Annotated in this window: 28 protein-coding genes, 5 tRNA genes and 1 pseudogene; 25 read left to right on the forward strand and 9 right to left on the reverse strand. The window is 67.5% G+C overall.

Features of this window, described 5'->3' with window-relative positions:
• The first annotated feature begins 2 nt into the window (after positions 1 to 2).
• The 9 genes from ACPEH8_RS01750 (at position 3) to ACPEH8_RS01790 (ending at position 8553) form a co-directional block, all read left to right on the forward strand.
• On the forward strand, positions 3 to 425 hold the full coding sequence (locus ACPEH8_RS01750) for an ExbD/TolR family protein (protein WP_136006985.1): 423 nt from the start codon (positions 3 to 5) through the stop codon (positions 423 to 425).
• Positions 422 to 2170 (forward strand): lipid A export permease/ATP-binding protein MsbA, encoded by a 1749-nt coding sequence (msbA, locus tag ACPEH8_RS01755; RefSeq protein WP_136006983.1) that lies wholly within the window; start codon positions 422 to 424, stop codon positions 2168 to 2170. The genes ACPEH8_RS01750 and msbA overlap by 4 nt, the downstream gene beginning before the upstream one ends.
• The gene (gene lpxK / locus ACPEH8_RS01760; protein WP_166472823.1) at positions 2170 to 3192 is read left to right on the forward strand and encodes a tetraacyldisaccharide 4'-kinase; all 1023 of its coding nucleotides are present in this window, start codon (positions 2170 to 2172) and stop codon (positions 3190 to 3192) included. The genes msbA and lpxK overlap by 1 nt, the downstream gene beginning before the upstream one ends.
• 91 nt (positions 3193 to 3283) lie before the next feature.
• Entirely contained in the window at positions 3284 to 4057 is a 774-nt protein-coding gene (gene kdsB / locus ACPEH8_RS01765) for a 3-deoxy-manno-octulosonate cytidylyltransferase (protein WP_017357523.1), read from the forward strand.
• A complete protein-coding gene (locus tag ACPEH8_RS01770; RefSeq protein WP_026071014.1) occupies positions 4054 to 4542 on the forward strand; it encodes a low molecular weight protein-tyrosine-phosphatase in 489 nt (162 codons plus the stop codon). Before kdsB ends, ACPEH8_RS01770 begins: the two co-directional genes overlap by 4 nt.
• Positions 4539 to 5954: a hypothetical protein gene (locus tag ACPEH8_RS01775; protein WP_017357521.1), complete on the forward strand. Its 1416-nt coding sequence runs from the start codon at positions 4539 to 4541 to the stop codon at positions 5952 to 5954. Before ACPEH8_RS01770 ends, ACPEH8_RS01775 begins: the two co-directional genes overlap by 4 nt.
• Complete coding sequence (gene uvrC / locus ACPEH8_RS01780) at positions 5951 to 7798, forward strand: excinuclease ABC subunit UvrC (RefSeq protein WP_017357520.1); 1848 nt, start codon at positions 5951 to 5953, stop codon at positions 7796 to 7798. The genes ACPEH8_RS01775 and uvrC overlap by 4 nt, the downstream gene beginning before the upstream one ends.
• Before the next feature lie 9 nt (positions 7799 to 7807).
• Positions 7808 to 8431 (forward strand): CDP-diacylglycerol--glycerol-3-phosphate 3-phosphatidyltransferase, encoded by a 624-nt coding sequence (pgsA, locus tag ACPEH8_RS01785; RefSeq protein ID WP_136006977.1) that lies wholly within the window; start codon positions 7808 to 7810, stop codon positions 8429 to 8431.
• A 46-nt stretch (positions 8432 to 8477) separates the two neighbouring features.
• Positions 8478 to 8553, forward strand: a tRNA-Gly gene (locus tag ACPEH8_RS01790).
• A gap of 100 nt (positions 8554 to 8653) precedes the next feature.
• Here the strand turns inward: ACPEH8_RS01790 and ACPEH8_RS01795 are convergent.
• Entirely contained in the window at positions 8654 to 9319 is a 666-nt protein-coding gene (locus ACPEH8_RS01795) for a hypothetical protein (RefSeq protein ID WP_153164370.1), read from the reverse strand.
• An 81-nt stretch (positions 9320 to 9400) separates the two neighbouring features.
• Between ACPEH8_RS01795 and ACPEH8_RS01800 the strand changes: the two genes are divergently transcribed.
• From ACPEH8_RS01800 to ACPEH8_RS01810, 3 genes are all read left to right on the forward strand, one after another.
• Complete coding sequence (locus ACPEH8_RS01800) at positions 9401 to 10507, forward strand: NAD(P)/FAD-dependent oxidoreductase (protein WP_423665889.1); 1107 nt, start codon at positions 9401 to 9403, stop codon at positions 10505 to 10507.
• Between the two features lie 158 nt (positions 10508 to 10665).
• Positions 10666 to 10741 (forward strand) — tRNA-Gly (locus ACPEH8_RS01805).
• Positions 10742 to 10887: 146 nt separating this feature from the next.
• Positions 10888 to 10963: transfer RNA gene (locus ACPEH8_RS01810), tRNA-Gly, on the forward strand.
• A 155-nt stretch (positions 10964 to 11118) separates the two neighbouring features.
• Here the strand turns inward: ACPEH8_RS01810 and ACPEH8_RS01815 are convergent.
• From ACPEH8_RS01815 to ACPEH8_RS01825, 3 genes and pseudogenes are all read right to left on the reverse strand, one after another.
• Positions 11119 to 11748 (reverse strand): annotated as a pseudogene (locus ACPEH8_RS01815) (DDE-type integrase/transposase/recombinase).
• A 57-nt stretch (positions 11749 to 11805) separates the two neighbouring features.
• The gene (locus ACPEH8_RS01820) at positions 11806 to 11961 is read right to left on the reverse strand and encodes an Imm70 family immunity protein (protein ID WP_423665891.1); all 156 of its coding nucleotides are present in this window, start codon (positions 11959 to 11961) and stop codon (positions 11806 to 11808) included.
• Positions 11958 to 12275: a hypothetical protein gene (locus tag ACPEH8_RS01825; RefSeq protein ID WP_423665893.1), complete on the reverse strand. Its 318-nt coding sequence runs from the start codon at positions 12273 to 12275 to the stop codon at positions 11958 to 11960. Before ACPEH8_RS01825 ends, ACPEH8_RS01820 begins: the two co-directional genes overlap by 4 nt.
• 394 nt (positions 12276 to 12669) lie before the next feature.
• Between ACPEH8_RS01825 and ACPEH8_RS01830 the strand changes: the two genes are divergently transcribed.
• The 4 genes from ACPEH8_RS01830 to ACPEH8_RS01845 all read left to right on the forward strand — a co-directional run bounded on the left by ACPEH8_RS01830 (position 12670) and on the right by ACPEH8_RS01845 (position 14532).
• Positions 12670 to 12743, forward strand: a tRNA-Cys gene (locus ACPEH8_RS01830).
• A gap of 104 nt (positions 12744 to 12847) precedes the next feature.
• On the forward strand, positions 12848 to 13285 hold the full coding sequence (locus tag ACPEH8_RS01835; protein WP_136006319.1) for a hypothetical protein: 438 nt from the start codon (positions 12848 to 12850) through the stop codon (positions 13283 to 13285).
• Positions 13286 to 13419: 134 nt separating this feature from the next.
• Positions 13420 to 13869 carry a BLUF domain-containing protein gene (locus ACPEH8_RS01840; RefSeq protein WP_136006323.1) on the forward strand — a complete coding sequence of 150 codons (450 nt, stop codon included), beginning with the start codon at positions 13420 to 13422 and terminating at the stop codon, positions 13867 to 13869.
• A gap of 417 nt (positions 13870 to 14286) precedes the next feature.
• Complete coding sequence (locus tag ACPEH8_RS01845) at positions 14287 to 14532, forward strand: hypothetical protein (RefSeq protein ID WP_136006325.1); 246 nt, start codon at positions 14287 to 14289, stop codon at positions 14530 to 14532.
• Positions 14533 to 14565: 33 nt separating this feature from the next.
• Here the strand turns inward: ACPEH8_RS01845 and ACPEH8_RS01850 are convergent, their stop codons facing one another.
• Together ACPEH8_RS01850 and ACPEH8_RS01855 are read right to left on the reverse strand one after the other, a co-directional pair.
• Positions 14566 to 15657: a 4Fe-4S dicluster domain-containing protein gene (locus tag ACPEH8_RS01850; protein WP_423665895.1), complete on the reverse strand. Its 1092-nt coding sequence runs from the start codon at positions 15655 to 15657 to the stop codon at positions 14566 to 14568.
• A gap of 2 nt (positions 15658 to 15659) precedes the next feature.
• A complete protein-coding gene (locus ACPEH8_RS01855; protein WP_136006330.1) occupies positions 15660 to 15956 on the reverse strand; it encodes a DUF4118 domain-containing protein in 297 nt (98 codons plus the stop codon).
• Between the two features lie 191 nt (positions 15957 to 16147).
• Here ACPEH8_RS01855 and ACPEH8_RS01860 point away from each other — a divergent pair, with 191 nt between their 5' ends.
• From ACPEH8_RS01860 to ACPEH8_RS01870, 3 genes are all read left to right on the forward strand, one after another.
• Complete coding sequence (locus ACPEH8_RS01860; RefSeq protein ID WP_136006333.1) at positions 16148 to 16585, forward strand: group III truncated hemoglobin; 438 nt, start codon at positions 16148 to 16150, stop codon at positions 16583 to 16585.
• A 44-nt stretch (positions 16586 to 16629) separates the two neighbouring features.
• The gene (gene hemN, locus ACPEH8_RS01865) at positions 16630 to 18039 is read left to right on the forward strand and encodes an oxygen-independent coproporphyrinogen III oxidase (RefSeq protein WP_136006335.1); all 1410 of its coding nucleotides are present in this window, start codon (positions 16630 to 16632) and stop codon (positions 18037 to 18039) included.
• A gap of 48 nt (positions 18040 to 18087) precedes the next feature.
• Positions 18088 to 18174 (forward strand) — tRNA-Leu (locus tag ACPEH8_RS01870).
• Positions 18175 to 18379: 205 nt separating this feature from the next.
• On the opposite strand, the gene ACPEH8_RS01875 is transcribed toward ACPEH8_RS01870, so the two are convergent.
• The gene (locus tag ACPEH8_RS01875; RefSeq protein WP_136006336.1) at positions 18380 to 18808 is read right to left on the reverse strand and encodes an HD domain-containing protein; all 429 of its coding nucleotides are present in this window, start codon (positions 18806 to 18808) and stop codon (positions 18380 to 18382) included.
• 132 nt (positions 18809 to 18940) lie between these two features.
• Between ACPEH8_RS01875 and ACPEH8_RS01880 the strand changes: the two genes are divergently transcribed.
• The 5 genes from ACPEH8_RS01880 (at position 18941) to ACPEH8_RS01900 (ending at position 24222) form a co-directional block, all read left to right on the forward strand.
• Positions 18941 to 19945 carry a TraB/GumN family protein gene (locus ACPEH8_RS01880; RefSeq protein WP_287249813.1) on the forward strand — a complete coding sequence of 335 codons (1005 nt, stop codon included), beginning with the start codon at positions 18941 to 18943 and terminating at the stop codon, positions 19943 to 19945.
• Positions 19946 to 20057: 112 nt separating this feature from the next.
• Positions 20058 to 20513, forward strand: a complete 456-nt coding sequence (locus tag ACPEH8_RS01885) for a BLUF domain-containing protein (RefSeq protein ID WP_166472854.1) — start codon at positions 20058 to 20060, stop codon at positions 20511 to 20513.
• Between the two features lie 300 nt (positions 20514 to 20813).
• Positions 20814 to 22100 (forward strand): nucleotide sugar dehydrogenase, encoded by a 1287-nt coding sequence (locus ACPEH8_RS01890; RefSeq protein ID WP_136006340.1) that lies wholly within the window; start codon positions 20814 to 20816, stop codon positions 22098 to 22100.
• Positions 22101 to 22131: 31 nt separating this feature from the next.
• Positions 22132 to 23754 (forward strand): FMN-binding glutamate synthase family protein, encoded by a 1623-nt coding sequence (locus tag ACPEH8_RS01895; RefSeq protein WP_423665897.1) that lies wholly within the window; start codon positions 22132 to 22134, stop codon positions 23752 to 23754.
• A gap of 9 nt (positions 23755 to 23763) precedes the next feature.
• Entirely contained in the window at positions 23764 to 24222 is a 459-nt protein-coding gene (locus ACPEH8_RS01900; RefSeq protein ID WP_136006344.1) for a GNAT family N-acetyltransferase, read from the forward strand.
• A 12-nt stretch (positions 24223 to 24234) separates the two neighbouring features.
• Here the strand turns inward: ACPEH8_RS01900 and ACPEH8_RS01905 are convergent, their stop codons facing one another.
• Positions 24235 to 25476, reverse strand: coding sequence for a TIGR03862 family flavoprotein (locus ACPEH8_RS01905; protein WP_423665899.1), 1242 nt, complete (start codon positions 25474 to 25476; stop codon positions 24235 to 24237).
• Positions 25477 to 25485: 9 nt separating this feature from the next.
• Positions 25486 to 25914, reverse strand: a complete 429-nt coding sequence (locus tag ACPEH8_RS01910) for an FKBP-type peptidyl-prolyl cis-trans isomerase (RefSeq protein ID WP_136006349.1) — start codon at positions 25912 to 25914, stop codon at positions 25486 to 25488.
• 64 nt (positions 25915 to 25978) lie between these two features.
• On the opposite strand from ACPEH8_RS01910, the gene ACPEH8_RS01915 reads away from it, so the two are divergent.
• Positions 25979 to 26344: a DUF6164 family protein gene (locus ACPEH8_RS01915; protein WP_136006351.1), complete on the forward strand. Its 366-nt coding sequence runs from the start codon at positions 25979 to 25981 to the stop codon at positions 26342 to 26344.
• Positions 26345 to 26347: the final 3 nt, after the last annotated feature.

Here is a 26347-nt window from a genome sequence, read left to right on the forward strand (position 1 = left end):
GGATGCGCATCCGCAATGACCGGACCCAGGACGAGCCGCATATCGATCTGGTTCCGCTGATCGATGTGATCCTGGTCCTGATCATCTTCTTCGTGGTCACCACCACGTTCGATGCACGCTCGACGCTGCAGGTACAGCTGCCGACGGCGAGCCAGCAGAACAGCGCCGAGCCACCGCGTGCGCTGAGCGTGCTGGTGAATGCCGAAGGACGCTATTTCATCAACGACCAGGAAGTGCTGCGTACCGACGTCGAGTCGGTCAAGCAGACCATCGCCGCGGTCGCCGGCACCGATCGCGAGCAGACCGTCCTGCTGCGCGCCGATGCCCGTACTCCCTACCAGGCGGTCGTGACCGCACAGGATGCGCTCGGCCAGCTCGGCTTCCGGCGCATCGCCATCGCAACGGCCCCCGAGGTGCGTCCATGAGCAGCAAACACGCGCCGGTCTGGCCGATCTACAAACGCCTGCTGGGTTACACCCGCGCCTACTGGGTCTTCATGGTGGCGGCGGTCATCGGCATGGTGGTCGAAGCCCTGGCCGGCTATCACTTCAGCAAGCTGATGGAGCCGCTGGTCAACCGCGGCTTCGTCAACCCCGAACCGCGCATGGCGGTGATTCTGCCGCTGACCATCCTGGGGTTGTTCGTGGCGCGCAGCGCGGCGACCTTCGTCAGTGACTACGCCTTGGCCCGCACCGGTCGCAGCGTGGTGCGCGATCTGCGTGAGCAGGTGCTGGAGAAGTACCTGCACCTGCCGTCGTCGCATTTCGATGCCGAGTCCACGCCGGTGATGGTCAGCCGTCTGAACTTCGACACCGAGCAGGTTACCCAGGCCAGTGCCGACGCACTCAAGACCCTGGTCGCCGACACGCTCACCATCATCGCCATGCTGGTGGTGATGCTGCAGATGAGCGTCAAGGTGACCGTGGCGATGCTGGTGGTGGTGCCGCTGATCGGCGTCATCGTCTCGTTCGTGGGCAAACGCTACCGGCGCATCAGCCGCGGCATCCAGGACGGCATGGGGACAATGGCGCAGACGGCCGAGCAGTCGCTGTCCGCGCAGCAGGAAGTGAAGGTGCATGGCACCCAGGCGCACGAGATGTCGCGCTATGCCCGCCTCGCCAACCGCATGCTGGGCCTCAACATGAAAGTGGAAACCACCCGCGCGGCAGCCTCCAGCGTGGTGCAGTTCCTGGCCGCGCTGGCGTTGGCGGTGATTGTGTGGGTGTCCACGCGCGAGGCGCTGGCCGGGCGGCTGAACGCGGGTCAGTTCATGGGCCTGATGATCTCCATGACGGCCATCATCCCGTCGCTGCGTCGCCTGACCAGTGTGCAGTCCTCGATCGCGCGCGGCGTCTCGGCTGCGGAACGCCTGTTCTCGATCCTGGACATGCCGGTCGAGCGCGACGAGGGCCGCAAACGCATCGGTCGCGCCAAGGGCGAGCTGGCCTTCGAGCATGTCATGCTGCGTTACCGCGAAGACACCGGCATCGCGCTGGACGACATCAGCTTCGTCGCACGGCCGGGGACGGTGACCGCGATCGTCGGCCGCTCCGGCAGTGGCAAGACCAGCCTGATCCGGCTGGTGCCGCGCTTCTATGAGCCCAGCGGTGGGCGCATCACCCTTGATGGCGTGGCCCTGGACGACTACCCGCTCGAGGACCTGCGCCGCCAGGTGGCGATGGTCGGGCAGAAGGTGATGCTGTTCGACGACACGGTGGGCGCCAACATCGCTTACGGCATGGACGCCACCGACGCACAGATCCGCGCGGCCGCCGAGGCCGCCAATGCCTGGGAGTTCATCGCGCGGATGCCGCAGCAGCTGCAGACGCCGGTCGGCGAGAACGGCGCGCTGTTGTCCGGTGGCCAGCGCCAGCGTCTGGCGATCGCGCGCGCGATCCTGCGTGATGCGCCGATCCTGATTCTGGATGAGGCGACTGCGGCACTGGACAACGAATCCGAGCGGCTCGTGCAGGATGCGCTGCAGCGCCTGATGCCCGAGCGCACCACGCTGGTGATCGCCCATCGCCTGTCCACCATCGAGCACGCCGACCAGGTGCTGGTCATGGACCACGGCCGTATCGTCGAACGCGGTACCCACGAGGAACTGCTGGCGCTGGGCGGCCTGTACGAGCACCTGCACAAGATGCAGTTCCGCGAAAGGCAGTCCTGATGGCCGGCAAGGGAACGCAGACGCCGTCGTACTGGTATGACGGCAGTCCGGTGCCGTTGCCGGCGCGGCTGCTGGCCCCCCTGTATGGCGGCGCGATCGCACTGCGACGGATGCTGTACCGGCGGCGCTGGTTGAAGCGTCACAGTCTGCCGGTCCCGGTGATCGTCGTGGGCAATGTGACGGCCGGCGGCACGGGGAAGACGCCACTGACCATCGTGCTGGTGAACCGCCTGCGCGAGGCCGGGTGGAAGCCCGGCGTCGCCAGCCGGGGCTACGGCCGCGACGAGGCCGCCACGCCGCGGTGGGTGGACGCGGCGACCCCCACCGCGTTGGGCGGCGACGAACCGGTGCTGATCGCCTGGAAGACCGGCGTGCCGGTGCGCGTCGATGCGGATCGCGTGGCAGCCGGCCGTGCACTGGTCGAGGCGGGCTGCGACGTCATCGTCTGCGACGACGGCCTGCAGCATTACCGGCTGGCCCGTGATATCGAGATCGAAGTGGTCGATGCCCAGCGCCGCTATGGCAACGGGCGGCTGATTCCGGCCGGTCCGCTGCGCGAGCCGGCCAGCCGTGCACGCGACTGCGATTTCCGCGTCGTGAACATGGGCCAGGCCAGCAATGGCGCCGACGCCTTGCCGGCCAGCGGCTTCGGCGAGTGGCCGATGCAGCTGCACATCGACCACGCCCAGCCGCTGCAGGGCGGGCGGGCGCGCACGCTGGCGCACTTCCGGGGCCAGCGCGTGCACGCGGTGGCCGGTATCGCGCATCCGCAGCGGTTCTTCGACATGCTGCGCGCCCAGGGCATCGGCGTGGTGCCGCATGCGTTCGCCGACCATCATGCCTACCAGCCCTCGGACCTGCGCTTCGGCAGCGAGCTGCCGGTGCTGATGACCGAGAAGGATGCGGTGAAGTGCAAGGCCTTCGCCAATGAGTGGCACTTCGCCGTGCCGTTGTCGGCGGAGTTGCCGGCGGCCTTCTGGGTGAACCTGCTGGACCGGCTGGACAAGCTCGGCAAGCGTTGACGGGCAGGGTGCCGGCTGCGGCACACTGCTCCCCATCATCCTGCCGGTCACGCGCCGGCGGTCCCGCCCCGCCGCTGCGCAGAGGTCTTCCATGAGTGCCCCCCTCGATTTCGTCGTCGCCATTCCCGCGCGCTTCGCGTCCACCCGCCTGCCGGGCAAGCCGCTGCGGCTGATCGGCGGCGAGCCCATGATCCTGCGCGTGGCACAGCGCGCGCTGCTGGCCGGCGCGCGCGAGGTGTGGGTCGCCACCGACGATGAGCGCATCGCCTCGGCGCTGGCAGGACTGGACGGCGTGCGCGTGGCGATGACTGCGGCCGACCATCTGTCGGGCACCGACCGCCTGGCCGAGTGCGCGCTCCAGGCCGGTTGGGCCGACGACACCGTGGTGGTCAACCTGCAGGGCGACGAGCCCTTCGCGCCTGCCGATGGCATCCGCGCCGTGGCCGAGGCGCTGGTCTACAGCGGTGCGGTGATGTCCACGCTGGCGACTCCGATCGAGGATGCCGACAGTCTGTTCGATCCGAACGTGGTCAAGGTGGTGCGCCGCGAAAACCTGGACGCGCTGTATTTCAGCCGCGCACCGATCCCGTGGCATCGCGATGCCTTCGCGCAGTCGCGCCACACCCTCTCCGGGTCGCACTGGCTGCGCCATATCGGCATCTACGGCTACCGCGCCCGTTTCCTGCGCCAGTTCGCCGCCTTGCCGCCTGGCGCGCTGGAGCAGCTGGAATCGCTCGAACAGCTGCGCGTGCTGGAGGCCGGCCATCGGCTGACCGTCGCGCTGTCGCCGGCTGTGTTCCCACCCGGCATCGATACGCCCGAGGACTTGGACCGCGCGGAGGCGTGGTGGAGCGCGCAGGCGTGAAGCTGCTGGTGGTGTGCCTGGGCAACATCTGCCGCTCGCCGATGGCCGAGGGCGCTCTGCGCGCGCGCCTGGCAGCATCGCCACTGTCGGGGCGGGTCAGCGTCGATTCGGCCGGCACCGGCGACTGGCACGTCGGCGAGCCGCCGGATCGGCGTGCGATCGCCTGCGCTGCGCGGCACGGCGTGGATATCGCCGGCCTGCGCGCGCGCCAGCTCCAGCGCGTGGATTTCGACCGCTTCGACCACGTCTTCTGCGCCGATGCCAACAACCTGCGCGATGCCGCGCGACTGGTCGGCGCGGCCGGGCAGGCTCGCCTGTCGCTGTGGCTGCCGTGGGCCGGGATCGAGACCCCGGCATCGATCCCGGATCCATACACCGGGGGGGAAGATCATTTCGAGCAGGTCTGGACCCTGGTGGACGCGGCGGCCCAGGCGACCGTGGCACGACTGTTGCATGACGCCGACTCCGGCATAATCGGGCCATGAACGTCCAGCCCGTCCAGGATCTCCCCGAGTTCGCCACCTGGCTCAACGCCGCCCCGACCACCCTGGCCGAACTGCAGGGCCGGCCGGTGGTGCTGGCCTTCGTCAACGCCGCCTCGGTGTGGTGCGCGCAGCGCCTGGCCGAACTGGAGTTGTGGCAGTCGCGCAACCCCGGCAAGGTGCAGCTGCTGGTGCTGCAGGTGCCGCGCTTCGACTGCGAACGCGACCCGGCACAATCGCTCAAGCTGCTGCGCAGGCAAGGGGTGACCGCGCCGGCGCTGCTCGACGCGGACTGGGACGGCTGGCGGCGCTTCAATGTCACCGCCTGGCCCACACTGGTGCTGCTGGATGCCCAGGGCCGTGAACGTGAGCGACTGGTTGGCCTGGGCGGTGAGCTGGAGCGCACCCTCAACGGGCTGTGCGAAGGCGCCACACGCCCCCTCGACGATGAGCTCAACGTGCGCCGCGAGCTGCATCCCGAGCCCCGCCTGCCGCTGAGTTTCCCGACCGGGCTGGCGGTGACCACCGAGCGCCTGTATATCGCCGACACCGGGCACCACCGTGTGCTCGAGTGCAGTCACGGGGGGCGCGTGCTGCGCCAGTTCGGGCTGGGTACTGCCGATTTCATGGACGGGGGGCCGGGCGAAGCCGCCTTCAACCGGCCGCAGGGGCTCGCGCTGGAGCGCGAGTGGCTGTACGTGGCCGACACCGGCAACCATGCCCTGCGCCGCATCCATCTGATTTCCGGCCAGATCGACACGCTGTGCGGCACTGGCCGTCCCGGTGAACCGATCGAAGGGCCGATCGCCGATCCGCGCCGCAGCCCGCTGAACCACCCGCAGGGCCTGGCCGTGTCCGACAACCAGATCCACATCGGCATGGCCGGCGACAACCGCATCTGGAGCTACCACCAGGGCCAGCGCGCGCTGAAGTGGCGTGCCGGGTCGGGTGCCATCGAGGAGCGCGACGGCGGCAGCCATATGGCGGCGTTTGCGCAACCGACCTCGCTGGCTGCCGTGCAGCAGGCGCTCTACGTGTGCGACGCGCTTGGCTCCTCGATCCGCGCGATGCAGCTGCGCGGCGATCTGGTGCAGACGCTGGTCGGGCAGGGCATGTGGTCGTTTGGTGACGAAGACGGTCCACGCGCCACTGCCCGCCTGCAGTATCCGCAGGCGATCGCGCTGAGCCCCGATGCGCCGCTGCTGTGGATCGCCGATACCGGCAACGGGCGCCTGCGCACGCTGCGCCTGGGCGGCGGTGAACTGAGCACGCTGGAACTGCCGCGCCGTCTGCATGGACCGGCCGGGCTGGCACTCGGCGGCGGGGCGGTATGGATCGCCGAGACCGATGCCCATGCCGTGCTGCGTTTTGATCCGGTCAGTGGCGTTCTGAGCGACGTCCCGATCAGCGAATGACCGTTTCTTCCGCCCCCGCCTTCGACGGCAAGGCATTTGCGGCCCAGCTGAGCACCGCCCCCGGCGTGTACCGCATGTATGCCGCCGACGACACGCTGCTTTACGTCGGCAAGGCGCGTGCGCTGCGCAACCGCGTGGGCAGCTATTTCAACGGCACGCCCAAGTCCACGCGGATCATGTCGATGCTGTCGCAGGTCGCGCGGATGGACGTGACCGTGACGCGCTCGGAGGCCGAAGCGCTGCTGCTGGAAAACCAGCTGATCAAGTCGCTGTCGCCGCGCTACAACGTCTCCCTGCGCGACGACAAGACCTACCCGCACGTGCTGCTGACCCGGGAGGACTGGCCGCGCATCGCACTGCACCGCGGCCCACGTGCGGTGCCGGGCCGCTACTACGGCCCGTATCCGGGCGTGACCGCGGTACGCGACACACTCAACCTGATGCACAAGCTGTTCAAGCTGCGCAGCTGCGAAGACAGCGTGTTCCGCAACCGTTCGCGGCCCTGCCTGCAATACCAGATCGGCCGCTGCAGCGCGCCGTGCGTGGATCTGGTGGCGGCCGACGACTACGCCGAGTCGGTGCGCCGTGCGTCGATGTTCCTGGAGGGCAAGAGCGACCAGCTCGCACGCGAACTGGGCACGCAGATGCAGGCCGCCAGTGAAGCGCTGGAGTTCGAGCAGGCCGCGCGCCTGCGCGACCTCATCACCGCGCTGCGCAGCATGCAGACCCGCCAGTACGTGGACGGCCGCGCCGCCGACCTGGACGTGCTGGCCTGCGCCACCCAGGGCGCCAATGCCTGCGTGATGCTGCTGGCCTTCCGTGACGGCCGCAACCTGGGCACGCGGCCGTTCTACCCGCGCACCAACGGCGAGGAAAGCGCCGAGGAAGTGCTGGCCGCGTTCGTTTCCCAGTACTACGCAGAGCATTCGCCGCCACGGGAAATCCTGCTCGACCGGGAAATCCCCGATGCCAGCCTGATCGAATCGGCGCTGTCCACGTCGGCCGAGCACAAGGTGCAGCTGCGCTGGAACGTGCGTGGCGAGCGTGCCGGCTATGTCGAACTGGCCAGCCGCAACGCGCAGATCACCCTGGTCAGCGAACTTACCAGCCGCAGCGCCCAGCACGCGCGCAGTGAAGACCTGCGGCAGATGCTGGGCCTGGCCGAACCGGTCAAGCGGGTGGAGTGCTTCGACATCAGCCACACGATGGGTGAGGCCACGGTGGCCTCATGCGTGGTGTTCGACGCCAGTGGCCCGGTGCGCAGCCAGTATCGCCGCTTCAACATCAGCGGCATCGAGCCGGGCGACGATTACGCCGCGATGCGCCAGGCCATCGACCGCCGCTTCCGCCGTGCGGTGGAGGAGGACGGCGTGCTGCCGGACCTGCTGTTGATCGACGGTGGCGCAGGCCAGCTGGCCCAGGCCCAGGCGGCCCTGGCCGATCTGGGTGTGGAAGGGGTGATGCTGGTGGGCGTGGCCAAGGGCGTCGAGCGCCGGGCGGGGCACGAGGCGCTGGTACTGCCGGATGGCCGCGAGCTGCGTCCGGGCGCGGCCTCGCCGGCCCTCCAGTTCATCCAGCAGGTGCGCGATGAAGCCCATCGTTTCGCCATCACCGGCCACCGCGGCCGCCGCCAGAAGGCGCGGATGACCAGCAAGCTGGAGGATATCGCCGGTATCGGCCCGCGCCGCCGCGCCAGCCTGCTCAAGCATTTCGGCGGCCTGGTCGGGCTCAAAGCGGCCGGCGAGGCGGAAATCGCCAACGTGGAGGGCATCAATGACGCCCTCGCTGCACGCATCTACGCTAACCTTCATGGACTGCCCACGCCCGACGCGGCGGGCGAGTAGAGAGACGCAATGAAGTTGACCCTCCCCACCTGGCTGACGCTGCTGCGGATTGTGATGATCCCGGTGCTGGTGCTGGTGTTCTACCTCCCCTACAAGTGGACCAATTTCGCCTCCGCGGCGATCTTCGGCCTGGCCGCATTGACCGACTGGCTGGATGGCTGGATCGCGCGCCGCTACGACCTGGCCTCGGCGTTCGGCGCCTTCCTCGATCCGGTCGCGGACAAGCTGATGGTGGCCGTGGCGCTGTTCCTGATCGTGCAGGGCCATCCCACGCCGTGGATGGCATTCTGGGCGGCCGTGATCGTCGGTCGCGAGATCGCGGTGTCGGCGCTGCGCGAGTGGATGGCCGAGATCGGTCAGCGCGCCAAGGTGCGCGTCGCCCTGATCGGCAAGATCAAAACCACCGCGCAGATGGTGGCGCTGCTGTGCCTGCTGTACTCGGTGGCGCCGCATACACCGATGCACGAGATCTGGATGGGCGACGTCGTGTTCCACATCGGCGACTGGACGCTGGCGATCGCCGCCGTGCTCACGCTGTTCTCGGGCCTGCAGTACCTGCATGCGGCCTGGCCGAGCCTGCGTGAAGACGAACGCGCCGCGCGTGAAAGCGCCAAGGCAAAAAAGAATGCCTGAGGGCTGTTGACAGCACCGCGTTTGGCTGTAAAATTTCGCCTCCCAAGCGGGAATAGCTCAGTTGGTAGAGCGCAACCTTGCCAAGGTTGAGGTCGCGAGTTCGAGTCTCGTTTCCCGCTCCAGATATAGGTTTTCAAGGCGGTTGATCGCAGTGGAAGCCAGCAGAAAAAGCGACCGGAAGGTCGCTTTTTCTGTTTCTGCGGTTGGCTTGGACAGGCGCACTTACGGCATCGTGCGCGGCGCCGTATCGCAATCGTCTTCCAGCCTCAGGCGTTCATCACGAATGCCCACGCAGCGCTGGACGAGCCTGTCTTCCTCGACGGCCGCAAAACTCACCAGCCAAGGCGCGGGCAGTGAGCGGAAGGCCGCGACAGGTCCGTCGGCCAGATCGATGGCCATGTCGATCGAATCCAGACAGCTCTGCAGCAACATGAAATCGAGCTGGACCAGTGCGCCCTCGCGCACCCCGAGCAGCAGAAGGCCGTCTTCCTGTCCTGCGCCGCAGTAGCCCATCGGCGCACCGGGGCGCGATGCGGCGCTGATGAACAACAGCAGGCTTCCGTCCGCTTCCGTTGCGGCTGCGTGGCGTCCCAGTGCCATCACTGTGTCCGACCGGGACAGCGCGTCGCGCAGTGTCGGATTCACCCGCAGATCGGTAGGGCCGGCAGCGGACAGCAGCTGCGCACTGCCGGCGGCGCTGTCGATGCGCAGGTATGCGCCGCTGCCGTCTGCCAGTGGCAGATGGAGGGGCGGCGGCGCAGCCAGGGCAGGGCAGGCGCCTGCTGCGGCCACCGCGGTGCACAGGCCCAGCAGCCCGGTGAGAAGGTAATTCATGGCGCGGATTGTCACATGGGGGCGACGCGCTGCGCTGCGGGCGTGTCGCTTCATACCCGCTTCACCGGCACTTCATGGCCGCTCCGCCGGCGACCGCGATCCTGCACACCTCGCCTGCGCAGGACCACGCCACCAATGGAAACCGCTTCTTCCGCCTACGACTGGGATCTGGTGGTGGTCGGCGCCAGCTTTGCCGGCGCCGCCTGCGCGCTGGCGGCTGCGCAGTATGGCCTGCGTGTGTGTGTGCTCGAGCGCAAGGCCGATCCCGGTGCGCGCCTGCATACCACCGGCATCATCGTGAAGGAGGCGATCGAGCAGACCTGGCTGCGACGCGTGCCCGATGCACTGGTCCAGCGGGTGGAGCACGTGCGGATGTATGCCCCGAACCTGCGCAGCGTGCTGCTGGCAGCACCGGACTATTACTTCATGACCACCGATACGCCGAACCTGCTGCGCTGGCTGGCCAGCGAACTGCGTGCCAGCGGGGTGGCGCTGCGCCTGGGGCAGTCGTTCACCCATGCGCGGCGCGAAGGCGTGGGCTGGCAGGTGGAGGGTGTGGGGCGTGCCCGCTATATGGTCGGTGCCGACGGCGCCACCTCGCGCGTGGCGGACCGGACCGGGCTGGGCCGGGTGCGGGACCATCTCTATGGCGTGGAGCAGGAGTTCGCCGGCGTGGTGTTGCCCGAGGCCGGTGCGCTTCACTGTTTTGCGAGCCGGCGGTTCGCGCCAGGCTACATCGGCTGGGTCGCGCAGAATCCGACCGGCGTGCAGGTCGGGCTGGCGCTGCGCCATGATCCCGCGCGTGCGCGGCAGCCGGACAGGGAGGGCTTCCTGGCGCACGTCCGCGACGCGGTGGGCCTGCCCGCGTCCGCCCAGGCCGGTGCCACCCGCGCGGGCCTGGTGCCGTGCGGGCTGCCGGACGGGCCGATCACCGCGCCCGGCGTGATCCTGACCGGCGACGCGGCCGGGATCGTCTCGCCGCTGTCGGCCGGCGGCATTCATTCCTCGTGGCGGCATGGATGGACCGTGGGCGATGCCATCGCGCTGCATCTGCGCGGGCAGGGGCCGGCACCGGAAGGCGTTGCCGCAGGCGCGGCACCGAGGTTCCGGGCCAAGCGGGTTCTGCGCTGGGCAATGGACCATCTGCAGATGGACTGGCCGCTGGACCTGGCCCTGCAGTCGGGGGCGATGCGGCGGGTGGCCGAACAGATCTACTTCCATCGACGCGGCATGCGCGTGTGAGGGCGGTCTATGGTGAACGCGGCCGTTCCACACCGGCTGAACAAGCATGTTGACGGCGTGAAGGAATCCCGACACAATAGCGCTCCTTCGACGCAGGTCGAGGGGCCGGAAGCCTCCAGCACCCCCGGGTGCGATGCAGTCGGAGCAGTCGAAAGTCTGCGGGAATAGCTCAGTTGGTAGAGCGCAACCTTGCCAAGGTTGAGGTCGCGAGTTCGAGTCTCGTTTCCCGCTCCATATTTCGACAGGGCCCCCTTGGGGCCTTGTTTTTCTCCGCGGTGGCACGCGGGCATCCCATGCGACGCCGTCGCGGCAGATGTGAAGCAACGTGTGAAAAGGCTGGTGTGTTGCTCGCGGTTTCGGTAACATACGCGCCTGATTTTGCGGGAATAGCTCAGTTGGTAGAGCGCAACCTTGCCAAGGTTGAGGTCGCGAGTTCGAGTCTCGTTTCCCGCTCCAATTATCGATCTACAGAGTTCCAAGGAAGTCTGCAGGTCCTTGAAAAAAGACGCTTCGGCGTCTTTTTTCGTTTCAGCGACGACTGCCTGAATCCCCCCGCAGCCACGAAATTCAAGTGCATTTTCAAGTGCAGCGATTCCGCGTAGCTGTCGTGGTCAACTGATCCCGGACACGACGTCAGGTTTTTTCTCGGCCTGAGCCGGAGCCGGCGCGTCATTGAACCGATGCGGTCGAATCCAGGTGTAGCGATGCATCAGATAATGACTGATGTCCCGCCGCGCTTCCTGGGCTGTCATATCGCCCACGATCGGTATCCATTCAGTTTCAATACTGCGCAGCACACGCCAGCGGCGCATCATCCCGGCAGTTTCCTCGACGACTCATGCTCTGGCGCATGCGGTGACGCCAGAGCCGTTGGCGACACTGGCGACTGCTGTAGTGCGGGCCCTGGTCGGAATGGAACCGCAACCCTTGAGGCCTGCCACGCTTCTCGCAAGCCATGTCCAACGCCTTGACCAGCAAGTCCGCGTCCGGCCACGCACCTTGAGCCGCGCGATCTGCTCGCCGTGTTCCCGCAGCACCGACACAAGACTGCGGCTGCCGGCGGCGCCGCGACTCTGCGTAAACAGTTCGTTGACTCGACTGCGCAACCGACGTCGTTCAACGTCTGGGGTGCGACGTCTGAGGCGATACTGTCCAGGCATCAGCGCTTTTGTCTGCGGACCAACACCGCTACCCCCGAGTGACCGGCAGGCGGCGATATCGCTATCGCCTCGATCAAGCACGAAAGCCGCGGCCTCGCGTTTGGATTCAGTGGAAAAGGAGGGAGAGTGTCGCGATCTTCATGGCGCCACACCACTTTTCCGGGTCAATCCTGGGAAGCGGGAGCCCCAGCCCGATGGTTCAAGATTCACAGTTATGGCTGAAAAGAAGCAGTATAGAAAATCGGCGCTTCCAATTTCGTCTGTCATCTGGCCGAATCTGATGCCAATTGTCATGGTTGCCTCAGTATTTCAATATCTGTCTGCTTGATTGAGTTGCTGGATCTTATTGGGATGTCATCTGACAGGGCTGTACCGATGTAGTCTCCGCTTGCGAGGCTGATGCCTGCATTCTCCTGTAATGCCTTCATCAGCTCCCATTGACCCAGAACAGGTCGCCGTGCCTGATTACTGGTTTTCCCTCCGCATAGTGTGCTGCTTATCTGCTTGGGGCAGCACTTCGCACCTGCTGTGCTGCTCTTCATGCCATCAGCAACACCGGCCTGGTCGCCTTTCGTGGTCGGAACGAGGCGCGTGTCGAACACCACCACCGGGTTTCCGTTGGCCGCACGGATCTGGCGGTTCCTTCTGCGGTTTGCAGTTCGGCAGTCACGGGGCAGGGCACGGGTGGGGGCGCGCGCGCCGACTCATCAGGGGAAGCGTGTGACAAGAGTGCGCGGGTGGAGGGGCGGCCTTTCGGTCTTCGTGGCGCGTTCGGACGAATGTTGCGAGCGTGAGGTCGGATGTAGGTGGACCATAGCGGACCACGGTGAAAAATTGTTGTTGCCAAGGGCTCCAAATGAGTACATAATCCTGCACATCGAAACGACGCGGTTGTAAAAAACCTCAGTCATTTCAAGGAGATAGAGAGGGGATGACAGTCTCGTGTCCTGCTCCAACTCCCGACCAGGCCCCGTTCTCGGGGTCTTGTTTTATAGGGTCACCGGCCTGGTGGCAGAGTGGTCATGCAGCGGACTGCAAATCCGCGTACGCCGGTTCAATTCCGACCCAGGCCTCCATCTTGATTCAAACGATCAGCCCGCCAACAGCGGGCTTTTTGTTGTCTGCGCGCAGGGTGCTGGTTGTACGCTGAGGGGCACAACGCGTTGAACAGGAGGACTGCATGGGTGTGCTGGACATGATGGTTGCTCTGGCTGTTGCCGGCCTGTCGATGCCAGCCGGCGCGTCGGGCGGTGAGCGGCCCACGCCGCGCTACGAGATTTCCGTCGAGCGCCTGAACGTCGCCGCGGCTGCGGGGAAATCCGCAGGCGATGTGCTGTCCGACAACAACCTCAAGGCGCAGCTCGAATCACGGCTTGGCGACACCGACGTGGTGCGCGCGATTGTCGGCGACGCGGCACTGGCCGAGATGGTGGGGGCGAGCCATGTCCCCACCTGCGCGCCAGACTGTGACGAGCACGCTGTGCTGACCGTGCGCCTGATTCTGGAGGACCACAGTTCGCTCGACTTTCGCCTGCCGGTTCGCAGAACCACCGCTGACGCGCTTGAGGACACCGCACGTACCGCCAGCGGCGCGCGCATCACCCCTGGCGCGCAGTAGCCCGCGCGTTTCTTCCCGGGACCGTGTGCGCGGCGCTTTGCCGATCCTGTCGGTATGAATGCTTCAGGCAGCGCCCACTTCCCGAGGAGGGAATCGTGCAAGCATGATGGCCTGCTTGAACCTGGATATCACCCATGCCCCTGCGTGCGATTGCTTACGTCAGTGAGGCGCGTCCCAGCCTCTCCACTACCGCCCTGGAAGCGCTTGTCGAGGATGCGGCCCGCTTCAATGGCGTGGCTGGCGTCACCGGGGTGCTGCTCTACGACGGCGGGCGCTTCCTGCAGTACTTCGAAGGACCCGATGATGGGGTGTCGGCGGTGTACGAACGCGTCCTGCAGGCGCGCAGCCATGAGCACCTGGTCGAACTGGCGCGCGGGCGTGTTTCCAGCCGTGCGTTCCCCTACTGGGGCATGCGCTGGCTTGGCGTCGAACCCGCTCTGATCCGGCAGTTGAGTGCTGGTGACTGGCTCGGCTTCGCCCATCACCTGGAGCACGGGCCAGCGGTCACGGCCGGCATGGGGTTGCTGGTGCAGACGGTGGCGCCGCACGTCCCGGAGGCACTGCTGGATCAGCACGCACGATAGTCGGCAGCTGGCACACGGCAGTTTTCGTCCTGCTCCGATGGCGGGCGCGCCGTCCGTTCATTAGCGTATCCCGGTCGGCGCACCATCCCATGCGCCGGCCTCCGGCGCGCAGTCGACTCTCCCTGGTCGTTTCCCCTCTGCGCGTGACGCCCCGCCGGGCATCGTCGTGACCGGACCTTTCACCTCGCCCCGCCGCGCCGCGGCACTGACATGACCCTGTCAACAACCCGGGCACATCATGGTGCGAGGCTGACGTGCAACTCTGAATGATTCAGGTGCCTTGATGCGTACCCTGTCGCGGCCATTGACTTGGCGTGGAGAACGTGCAAGGTTGGGGTGAACCAGGGGTGAACGTACGTCTACGTCGCAATCACGCGGTTTATCGACACCACGCAGGGCAAGTCCACCGGAGGTCGTATGCAATACGGCGCACATGGCTTGGCTGAGGGAGTGCGGACCGAGCTGGAAGCCAGCTATGTCAAACATGGCTGTGGCCCGGAATTCTGGACAACATACCAGCGGGTGCTCGACCGCCTGGTACCACAAGGTACCTCGCGCACGCGGGTGACCAACGAACTGGCCCTGATCATCGAACAGCTGGGCATCGTGCGTCGCGCGCAGATGGTGCCGCCGCGCAGCCCGGGGCGTCCGCGCGCACGTTGACCACCGGCCGGGGAGTCCGGGGCACGGGGGAGCTCACCACCAGTGCCAACCGATGCACAGCAGCGCCAGCAGGCAGGTGCCGGCGGCCAGTGTGCGCGGACGCCACCAGCGGCGCCGTTGCTGTTGGGCACGGCGCGGACTTTTGTAACGGATCAGTCCCAGCGGGAACCGCCATGCCCGCATCTGCTCGTTGCAGGCGTCCACGCAGGCGCCGCAGGCGATGCAGTCGGCCTGCGGACCGGTTCGGATGTCCAGACCCATCGGACAGGCGCGCACGCATGCGGCGCAGTCCACGCAGTCGCCGAGCCGGTCCGCGCTGAAGTGGGGCATGGGACCGGCGATGTCGGCATGCGCGGCGCGGAAGGCATAGTCGCTGGCGCTGACTGGATCGAGCAGGCCCCGGCCACGTTCGATCACGCCGCCCTGGCCGGCCGGACGGGGGCCGCGCGGTTCGCCGCGGCGCGCGTCGTACCCCATGCGTGGGGTATCGGTGTCGCAGAATGCTGCCTGCACCCGCGCATAAGGGCAGAGGTGGCGACACACCTGCTCGCGCAGAAAGCCGGCATTGCCCCAGGTGGCGAGCGCATAGAACAGCACCCAGAAGCGTTCCCAGCCGCGCCATGCGGGCTGCCAGAGGGTGGCGACCAGGGTATCGATGGGCGTAAAGAACCCCACGAAGGTGATTCCGGTCCATAGCGCGACCATCACCCACAGCAGATGCCTGACGGCCCACGCAGCGGCCGGCCGGCGCACCACACGCGCGGTGGCGCGGTCGATCCAGCCGAACAGACGGCTCCAGAGCGTCTGTGGGCATCCGTACCCACACCACAGCCGGCCGCCGAGGTTGGTCAGCAGCACCAGGCCGGTCGCAAGCACCGCCAGCGCGCCCAGGACCACCCACGCATCCTGCGGCCACAGGGTCAGGCCGAACAGATCGAAGCGCCGTGCGGGGAGGTCAAGCAGCAGCGCTTGGCTGCCGTTCCAGCGCAGCCAGGGCAGGGCGTAGAAGACAGCCAGCAGCCCCAGCGACAACAGCGGACGCCAGCGGGGGCGCGCGCGCCGGCGGCCCACGGGGGGGAGCGGCGGTGCTGTGTCCACCAGGTGCAGGGGAACCCGTCGCGGCATGTTCATCCCAGTGGCAGGTCGTCGTCGTCCCGCTGCGGTGGCCGCAGCAGAAATCCGGTCAGCGTGCTGGCGGCGGCGGTGACGACCCAGAACATGAAGAAGCCGACCGTGTAACCCAGTTCGCGGCTGATCGCATGCTGCGGAAAACTGATCTGGTGCAGCTGGAGCGGGTCCACGAAGGCGAAGAACACCAGGCTGGCCAGACCGGCGGCGATGAAGCTGGGCCACAGCACGGCGCCCCAGTACTGGATCAGCCGTTGCCGGCGGGCGGGGTCGGGCGAGTCGTGCGGATCGTACATTGCAGCCCCGGTCAGGAGAGAGGGGCAGGGCGCGTCTATACTTCGCGCCACCGGAGGCCGGGGACGCCGCTGCGCGCATCCTGCAGGTGCGTCCAGCCTAGGCGGGGTGGAGGCCGGCGACATTGATCCTGATCAAGGCGTACACCTCCCCCGACCCGGAACCTGCTCCCCGTTCCAACCAGTTGGCCCCCATGCCGGAACTACCCCAAAACCCGTTGCCCGTTGCTGCGCCGGCCCTGTGCAGCGAAGCGGAGGTCACCCGCCTGGTGCATGACTTCTATGCCCGCGTGCGCGCGGAACCGCGGCTGGCGCCCGTGTTTGCCGCACGCGTGGACGACTGGGACGCGCACCTGGCCCAACTGGTGGATTTCTGGTCGGCGATGCTGCGCGGCACGCGGCGGTTCAAAGGGGCGCCGATGCCCAAGCACATGGCCATGAAGGAGCTGGACCGCGATCTGTTCGACCGCTGGCTGTGCCTGTTCCGGATCACCACGGCCGAGTGCGGCAATCCGCCCATGCAACGCCTGGCCGATGACGTGGCCGCGCGCATTGCGGACACGTTCTGGCGACGCTTCCAGATGCTGCATTGGCCGAGCCTGCCGATGCTGGGGCAGCCACGCCTGGATTGATCTGGCGCAATGCGCGCCGGTTCCGGTCTTGGCACGCTGGTGGCATGGATATGATCACGCCCGCCGCTGCCGGCCTCGCCTGGCACTTCGACCCCGAGCTGCTGCGCCGTCACGACCGGCCCGGACCGCGCTACACCTCGTATCCGGCTGCGCCGCACTTCCACGACGGCTTCGACGCCGCCGCGCTGGAAGGGGCCATCACCGCCAGCAACGTCACGGCGCGCGCGCTGTCGCTGTATGTGCATGTGCCGTACTGCACCAGCCCGTGCTTCTACTGCGGCTGCAACCGGGTGATCACCCGCGACCGCAGCAGGGGCGAGGCCTACGTCGCCCGCGTGCTGCGCGAGGCCGACCGCATTGCGCCGCTGTTCGATCCCGCGCGCGAGGTGATCCAGCTGCATCTGGGCGGCGGCACGCCCAACTTTCTCGATGCGGTCCAACTGCGCGCGCTGATCGACGGCCTGCGCAGCCGCTTCCGATTCAGCGCGTCGGCCTCTCGCGATTTCTCGATCGAGCTGGACCCGCGCTTCATCGCGCCTCCGGACATCGCCGTGCTCGCTGAGCTGGGCTTCAACCGCGCGAGCCTGGGCATCCAGGACTTCGACCCGCAGGTGCAGCAGGCGATCAACCGCGAACAGGGGGTGGCGCCGACACTGGCGATTCTGCAGGCGTGCCGCGCCTACGGCCTGCGGTCGGTCAATGTCGACCTGATCTACGGGTTGCCGCGGCAGACGCTGTCGGGCTTCGCACAGACGCTGGAGACCGTGCTGCGCGAGCGCCCGGATCGTCTGGCGGTGTACGGCTACGCGCATCTGCCGCACCTGTTCAAGGCGCAGCGGCAGATCGCCGACAGCGATCTGCCGACGCCGGAGCAGAAGCTGGCGCTGCTCGGCCTGGCGGTGCAGCGCCTGGGTGATGCCGGTTACCAGTACATCGGCATGGACCACTTCGCACTGCCCGACGAGGACCTCTCCCGCGCGCAGCGCGCTGGCCAGCTGCACCGCAACTTCATGGGCTACACCACCCACGCCGATACCGACCTGGTCGGACTGGGCGCCAGCGCCATCAGCCACATCGGCCCGCACTACAGCCAGAACCCGCGCGAGCTGCCCGCCTGGGAGCAGGCCGTGGATGCAGGACGGATACCGGTGTGGCGTGGCCTGGCGCTGGATGCCGATGATGAACTGCGCGCCGAACTGATCGGCCAGCTGATGTGCCAGGGCGAGGTGGATGGGCGCGCGGTGGCAGCGCGCTACGGCGTGGATTTCGACAGCTACTTCGCCGACGGCCTGGCCGCGCTGGCACCGCTGCAGCAGGACGGCCTGGCCGAGCACGACGCCGGCATCGTGCGTGCCACCGAACGCGGCCGGCCGCTGCTGCGGCTGCTGGCGATGTGCTTTGACCGCTACCTGGCGCGTCCCGACCAGCCGGTGCGCTACTCGCGGGCGATCTGAACGGCGCGCATTCCAAATCCGGGCGCGATCAGGCACCCTATGGCCGCGGCCCGGATGGCGAAACTGGTAGACGCATCGGACTTAAAATCCGCCGGGGGCAACTCCATGCCGGTTCGATTCCGGCTCCGGGCACCAGCCACCGACCCTCCGTCCCCCGTACGGCGGACATGACGCATCTATCCTGTCCCGTCCCCGGCGCGGTGCCGCAAGGGCGCGGACCCACCGACGCCCTGCACGGGCAACCCGATCTGCATCGGGGGGATGGTAAGGACAATGGCAATCTGGCGGTAGGCGGGCCGTGCGGCGCGTGCGGCGCATCAATGCGCCCGCATCTGCGTTCTTACGTCGGCGCCGCGCCCAGCGCGTGCAGTGCGTGCGCATATTTTTCTGTCAGGCGCTGCGCCATCGCGTCGGGCAGGTACGCCAGGCGTGCCGGGTCGCGGTTGTCGGCGATGTCGGCCAGCTTGACCTTCAATGCCAGTGGATTGGCGCGGATGGCCGCGTAGTAGGCCTCGGCCGTGATGCCGTCGCGGCGGGTCAGGCACTGGACCGCGGCCACGATCGGCGCCGGAAAGGCGTCCACCTCGTCGGCGAAGTCCGGGCAATCCTCCACCACGTCGTGCAGCCACGCCACGGCTTCGGCCTCCGGGTCGCCGTGCACCCGGGCGGCGACCCGGGCAACATGGCCAATATAGGGATGCCCGGCTTTATCGACCTGGTCGGCATGCGCACGGCGGGCAAGCGCGGCGGCACGAAGCGCGATATCGATGACGCCTTCTCCCTGTTGACCGGAACCGCATTATGCGCGGAGAACGACACCGCGCGGCAGAACGCAAACTTTACGCAGCGCCTCAAGGGCCGCATTACGCTGTGCGACACACACCATCATGGACAGGGAAACATGGCAAAGGCGACGCGTGCAGGGATGGCACTGATGGGGGCGCTGCTGGCCTGGACGGCGGCGGTGCATGCGCAATCGCCTCAGCCGCCGGTGGTGGACATGGCGCCGGTGGTGGTCTCCGGCGCGCAGCCCGGTCCTGGACTGTGGAGAGTCTCGTCCAGCGACGGACACACGCTGTGGATCCTGGGCACGGTCAGCCCGTTGCCGGCCACGCTTGAGTGGCGGTCGGACGAGGTCGATGCCGTCGTCGCCGAGGCGCAGCAGATGTTGGCCGCACCGGGCTGGACGCTGGACGCCGACATTGGTTTCTTCAAGGGGTTGACCCTGTTGCCGTCGGCGATGAAGGCCGCGCGCAGCCCGGATGGGCGTCGCCTGCAGGAGGTGTTGCCGCCCGCGCTGTACGCGCGCTGGGAAGTCCAGAAGAAGCGGTACATCGGCCGCGATGGCGGTATTGAGAAGGACCGGCCTCTGGTGGCGGCAACGGAGCTGTATGGCGCGGCGCTGAAGAAGGTCGGTCTCAAGCAGCGCTCCGCCGTCTCGGAGGTGCTGGACAAGGCAGCCAAAGCGCACGGTCACACGCCGGTCTCGACGCGGCTGGTGATCCGCATCGACGACCCGCGCCAGGCGCTCAAGGACGTGCGCGCCAGCAGCCTGGACGACGTGGCGTGCTTCGAACGCACCCTGGACGTGGTGGAGAGCAAGTTGCCGATCCTGGTCGAGCGCGCGAATGCCTGGTCGGTGGGTGACATCGATGCCCTGCAGCGGATGGCCGTGCAGAGCCAGTACGGTGCCTGCGTGGACGCGGTGGAGCGCAGCGAGTTTGGCCGCCGCCGCGGCCTGACCGACCTGGACCGGCGCGCGCAGGAGAAATGGCTGGGCCATGCGCGCGATGCCCTGAAGCGCAATACCGTGACGTTCGCGGTGGTGCCGGTGTTTTCCCTGCTTGCCCCCGGTGGCTACCTGGACGAGCTGCGCCGGTCGGGGTACGAAGTGGAAAATCCCTGAGCGGATGCGACGGTTTTCTGACGCGCGGACCGGTCGGGAGTGTCGCGCCGGTCATCTATCAACGCATAAACGTTCATGGCATAGTCAGTAAAACTCCTCTGGATACTCTTTCATGCCGCTGTGTGCGATTGCGTACGTAAGTGACGCTGTCGATGGGATTCAAGCTTCCGATATAGATCAGATACTGGCGGCGGCTGGCAGCTTCAACAAGGTTGCCGGGGTGACGGGCGTGCTCATGTTCGACGGCCACCATTTTCTCCAGTATTTCGAAGGCCCGGACGACGGCGTCAATTCGGTTTACCACCGGGTGCTCAATTCGCGCGTCCACCGCAATCTGCGACAACTGCTGCACGCCCGGATTCCGGCCCGCAACTTTCCGCGCTGGACGATGGCGTCGGCGGCGATCGAGCCCGAGGTGCTGGCCAGCATCGCCGATGGTGCCTGGGCCGGGTTCGCGGTCGAGCCGCCGGCAGCGGATGGCCGCACTGTCGGATTCACCCGCCTGCTGGAACTGTGGACAGGCGTGCATGGCGAACTGGAACCTGCGGCGCTCACGTTGGGGTCGTAACACAATGATCACGGTTGCCCGTCTAAGCTGTGCCTACCAGCTGTGATCAGTCATGCGGGGTACCACCCTGGGGCTGTCTGAAAGGGTAGTAACCGCAGCTGGACCACTTTGCAGGCCGTCGTCCGTACTCTCCACGGGCGGCGGCCATTGTTTTTGGGGCGGGAGGGAATCTTTGTGGCGGGCCGGTGCACGCGCTAGTCTTGCCGGCATTGCAAAGCCCCGGGCGCCGTACCCCATGAAGTTCGTCGATTCTCCCCTGTTCCAGCCCATTGCCACCCTCCACCCGTCCGGAGGGAAGGCGTGAGCGCGGTGGTCACGGCCGCTACGCGCCCCGATATTGCGATCATCGGCCTGGGATATGTCGGGCTGCCGCTGACGGTGGCCTTCGGGCGCGAACTGCCGACCCTGGGATACGACATCGACCCGGTGCGGGTGGCCGAGCTGCAACGCGGACACGATCACACCCTGGAGATGGAGGCTGCCGAGCTGGCCTCGGCGGTCCACGCACGCTACACCGACCGCCCCGACGCGCTGGCCGCCTGCAACGTGTACATCGTCACCGTGCCGACCCCCATCGATGCGATGGAACAACCGGATCTGGAGCCGTTGCGCAGCGCCAGCATGCTGATTGCCGGCATGCTCAAGCGTGGCGATCTGGTCATCTACGAATCCACCGTCTACCCCGGTACGACCGAGGAGGTCTGCGTCCCGCTGCTGGAGGCCGGCTCCGGGCTGGTGTTCAACCAGGACTTCCACTGCGGGTACAGCCCCGAACGGATCAATCCTGGCGACCGCGAGCGGCGCCTGGCCGACATCCGCAAGATCACGTCCGGGTCGACGCCCGCGGTGGCGGCCGTGGTCGACGCGCTGTATGCGCGCATCATCCGCGCCGGCACCTGGCCGGCGCCGTCCATCCGCGTGGCCGAAGCCGCCAAGGTGATCGAGAACATCCAGCGCGACGTCAACATCGCGCTGGTCAACGAACTGGCGCTGATCTTCGACCGGCTCGATATCGACACGCAGGACGTGCTGGATGCGGCCGGCAGCAAATGGAACTTCCTGCCGTTCCGCCCCGGGCTGGTCGGCGGCCACTGCATCGGCGTGGACCCGTACTACCTGCTGCACAAGTCCGAAAGCGTGGGCTACCACCCCGATCTCATCCATACCGCCCGCCAGGTCAACAACCGCGTCGGCGCACACGTTGCGCAGCGGGTGCTGGCCTTGCTGGCGGGGCGGGGCCGGGCCCCGGCCCGGTCGCGCGTGCTGGTGCTGGGGGTGACGTTCAAGGAAAACTGCCCGGACCTGCGCAACAGCCGTGCGCTGGAGCTGGCGCAGACGCTGCAGGCCAGCGGTGCGCGGGTGGAGGTGCACGATCCGTGGGTGGGTCCGGCCGTGTTGGCTGATGCCGGTGTCGACTGGATCGATGCCCCGGCCCCGCACGCCTACGACGCGGTAGTGCTGGCGGTGGCGCACGCGCGCTTCCGCGCCTTCAGCGCCGAGGACGTGCGTGCGCTGCTGGCGCCCGGCGGTGTGGTGTACGACGTGAAGTCGGTGTGGCCGCGCGACGTGGTGGACGACCGGCTGTAGACTCGAAGACGTCTTTGATTCGAGGAATGCCATGCATCGGTACCTTGTCTACCTGCTCGCCATCCTGCTGTTCCCGGTCTGCCTGTGGCTGGCCGGTATCTGGCCCGCCTGGTACTGGGGCGTTGGCATCAGCGCCGTCGTGGTGGGGCTGGGGACCTGGGATCTCCTGCAGAAACGCAGCACGCTGCGACGCAACTACCCGGTGATGGCGCACTTCCGCTATGGGCTGGAATCGATCGGCCCGGAGATTCGCCAGTACTTCGTGCAGAGCGACCTGGAGGACGTGCCGTTCTCGCGGCAGCAGCGGGCGCTGATCTACCAGCGGTCCAAGAATGATATGGACGTGGTGCCCTTCGGGACGCTGCGCAGCACCTATGCGGTGGATTACGAGTGGATCAACCATTCGCTCGCGCCCACCGACATCGGCCACCACGACTTCCGCATCCTGATCGGGCCCAACTGTGCCAAGCCGTACTCGGCCAGTGTGTTCAACATCTCGGCGATGAGCTTCGGCTCGCTGTCGGCCAATGCGATCCGCGCGCTCAACGAAGGTGCGCGTCGCGGCAGTTTCTACCATGACACCGGCGAAGGCTCGATCTCGCCGTACCACCGGGAAATGGGCGGCGATCTGGTCTGGGAGATCGGCTCGGGCTACTTCGGTTGCCGCGACGATGCCGGTGGATTCAGCGAAGAGAAGTTCGTGGCCAACGCCAACCACGACCAGGTCAGGATGATCGAGATCAAGCTCTCGCAGGGCGCCAAGCCCGGCCACGGCGGCGTGCTGCCGGCGGCGAAGGTCAGCGAGGAGATCTCCATCACCCGTGGCGTGCCGATGGGGGTGGACTGCGTGTCGCCGTCCCGGCATTCGGCCTTCAACACGCCGGTGGAGCTGCTGCAGTTCGTGGCACGGCTGCGCGAGCTGTCCGGCGGCAAGCCGGTGGGGTTCAAGCTGGCCATCGGCCATCCGTGGGAATGGTTCGGCATCGCCAAGGCCATGCAGGAGACCGGCCTGCTGCCGGACTTCATCGTCGTCGATGGTGCCGAGGGTGGCACCGGCGCGGCGCCGGCCGAGTTCATCGACCATGTCGGGGTGCCGATGCACGAAGCGCTGCTGCTCGTGCACAACACCCTGGTCGGCCTGGACCTGCGCGATCGCATCCGGATCGGTGCGGCGGGCAAGGTCACCAGCGCCTTCGAGATCGCGCGCACCATCGCGCTGGGCGCGGACTGGTGCAATGCCGGGCGCGGCTTCATGTTCGCGCTGGGGTGCATCCAGTCGCTGAGCTGCCACAGCGACAAATGCCCCACCGGGATCGCCACGCAGAATCCGCACCGCTGGCGTCACCTGGACGCAACCGACAAGGCGTCGCGGGTGCACAACTACCACGAGAACACCCTGCGCGCGCTGCGCGACCTGTTGTGTGCGGCAGGCCTGAACGATCCGTCCGAGCTGGGGCCGGAACACATCCTGCGCCGGGTATCGCCGGTCGAGATCCGCTCGCTGGCCTCGTTGTATCGCTATCTGTCGCCCGGCGAGCTGCTGCGCCGGGTGCCGGACCACGCGGTCTTCCACGACTACTGGGCCGATGCACGCAGCGATTCCTTCCAGCCGCCGGCGCGCATCCAGGCGCTGCGGTCCAGCAAGTCGCGCTGAGGGATGACCATGCAACTGCGCAGCGGTCGTGCGGACGAAGCCGATATTCTGTGGGCACTGCGCACGCGGTGCGTGCGCGAAATCTGCAGTGCGGCCTATCCACCCGAGGTGATCGCGCCGTGGGCGGCCTCGCCTCCGCCGGCGCACTACCGCGCACTGATCGGGCAGGGCGGCTGCATCGTCGCCGAGGACGCGGAGGGCCACCTGCTCGGCTACGGGGTGATCGACCAGGCCGGCAATGAGATCGATGCGTTGTTCGTCGATCCCGACCAGGGGGGGCGGGGCATCGGCCGGGCACTGATGGACGCGATGGTGGCGCTGGGCGATCCGTCGCGCCCGCTGGTGTTGTCAGCCTCGCTCAACGCTGTGCCGTTCTACCGGCGCGCGGGCTTCCAGCCGCTGCGCGAAGAGGCTTACGCGCACCCCAGCGGAGTGTCGCTCGCCTCGGTGCGCATGCAGCGCGGGTAGGGCCGGCCGGCGCTATCCCAGGTAGTCGATCACGCCGCGGCCGGCGCGCAGCCCGCTGGCGTAGCAGGCGGTCAGCAGGTAGCCGCCGGTGGGGGCTTCCCAGTCCAGCATTTCGCCGGCGCAGAAGGTGCCGGGCAGATCGCGCAGCATCAACTGCGCGTCCAGCGCCTCCAGGCGGACGCCACCGGCGGTGCTGATCACCTCGGCAAGCGGCCGCGGGCGAAGGGGCGACAACGGCAGCCGCTTGAGCGCCGCCGCGATACGCTCCGGCGGCAACTGTCCCGCCTCCTTGCCCAGCACCTCGAACAGCAGCGCCGATTTGACCCCGCCAAGACCCAACTGGCGGCGCAGATACTCGCCGAAGCTGCGGCCCTGACGTGGGCGCAGCAGCTTCTCCAGCACCTGCCCCTCGGTCTGCCCGGGCAGCAGGTCCAGGTGCAGCTGCACCTTCCCATCGCGGGCCAGCGCATCGCGCAGGTCGGCGGCCAGCGCATAGATCAGGCTGCCTTCGATGCCGTTGGCGGTGATCACGCACTCGCCCTGCAGGGAGCGCGGCTGACCGTGGAGGTCAATCCAGTGCGCCACCACCGGCTTCAACGGGGCACCGGCCTGGCGTTCGCTGAAGTACGCGGTCCAGTCCAGGTCGAACCCGCAGTTGGCCGGTTTCAGGGGGACGATGTCGATGCCGCGCGCGGCCATCGGCGCCGTCCAGGCGCCGTCGGAACCCAGTTGGGGCCAGCTCCCGCCCCCCATCGCCAGCACCACGGCGTCCGCCGTCACGGTGTGCGTGCCGTCCGCCGTATCGAAACACAGGTCACCGTTGGCATCCCAGCCGGTCCAGCGGTGCTGCACATGCAGACGCACGCCCTGTTCCTTGAGCCGTCGCACCCAACCCCGCAGCAGCGGCGCGGCTTTGCGATCCACCGGGAAGACCCGGCCCGAGCTGCCCACGTAGGTTTCCACGCCGAAGCCCAGCGCCCAGGCGCGCAGCGCATCGGCATCGAAGTCGGCGAGCCAGTCGCCGACTTCGGACGCGCGCTCGCGGTAGCGTGATACGAACAGGTCGTGCGGATCGGAGTGGGTCAGGTTCAAACCGCCCTTGCCGGCGATCAGGAACTTGCGTCCCGGCGAGCCCTTGGCTTCGTACACGTCCACCTGATGCCCCGCGGCGCGCACGGTTTCAGCGGCCATCAGGCCTGCCGGCCCGCCGCCGATGATGGCTACCCGTCGCGGGGCACTGCGTTCAATGCTCATGCGCAACGGTCAGCGCGGAGTGACGTCGAGCAGTTCGACATCGAACACCAGCGAGGAGCCCGGGGCAATCGGCCCGGCGCGACGGGCGCCGTAGCCGTACTCGGCCGGAATCATCAGCGTCCGCTTGCCGCCCACCTTCATGCCGGCAAAGCCCTCGTCCCAGCCCTTGATGACCTCGCCCTTGCCGAGCGTGAAGCTGAAGGGCTCGCCGCGATCGACCGAGCTGTCGAACTTCTCGCCGTGCTTGTCGGCGGTGCGTTCGTCGTAGATCCAGCCGGTGTAGTGCACGCTGATGCGGCTGCCGGGCGTGGCCTCGGCACCGGTCCCGGGCTGGGTATCGATCTTCTGGAACTGCGCGATGCTGCCACCGGGCGGCGGGCCGGGCGGGGTGCAGCCGGCCAGCAGCGACAACATCAATGGAATGAGCAGGCGGCGCATGGCAGCTCCAGGTCAGGAAAACGGGACGCAAGGGTAGCGCATCGCCGGGCGGTATCATGGGGGCATGTCGAAACTGCTGCTCAACCTGCGCCATGTCGCGGACGATGAAATCCAGGACGTGACCGCCCTGCTGGACCAGGCGGGCATCGCCCATTACCGCACCGAGCCCAGCCCGTGGGGAATCTCATGGGGCGGCATCTGGATCCGCGACAACGAGGACCATCCGCGTGCCAAGGCCCTGATGGCCGGGTACCAGCAGGCGCGCGGCGAGCGGGTGCGCGCCGAACGCCAGGCGGCGCTGCGCGACGGCAGCGCGGAGACCTTCGCGACGCTGGCCCGTCGTCGGCCGCTGTTCGTGGTGGCGGTGCTGCTGGGCATGGTGGCGGCGGCGGCCCTGGTGCTGCTGCCGTTCATGCTGCTGCGCGGCTGAACA

This window comes from Stenotrophomonas sp. NPDC077461, from assembly GCF_049545475.1.
GTDB lineage: Bacteria > Pseudomonadota > Gammaproteobacteria > Xanthomonadales > Xanthomonadaceae > Stenotrophomonas > Stenotrophomonas nematodicola.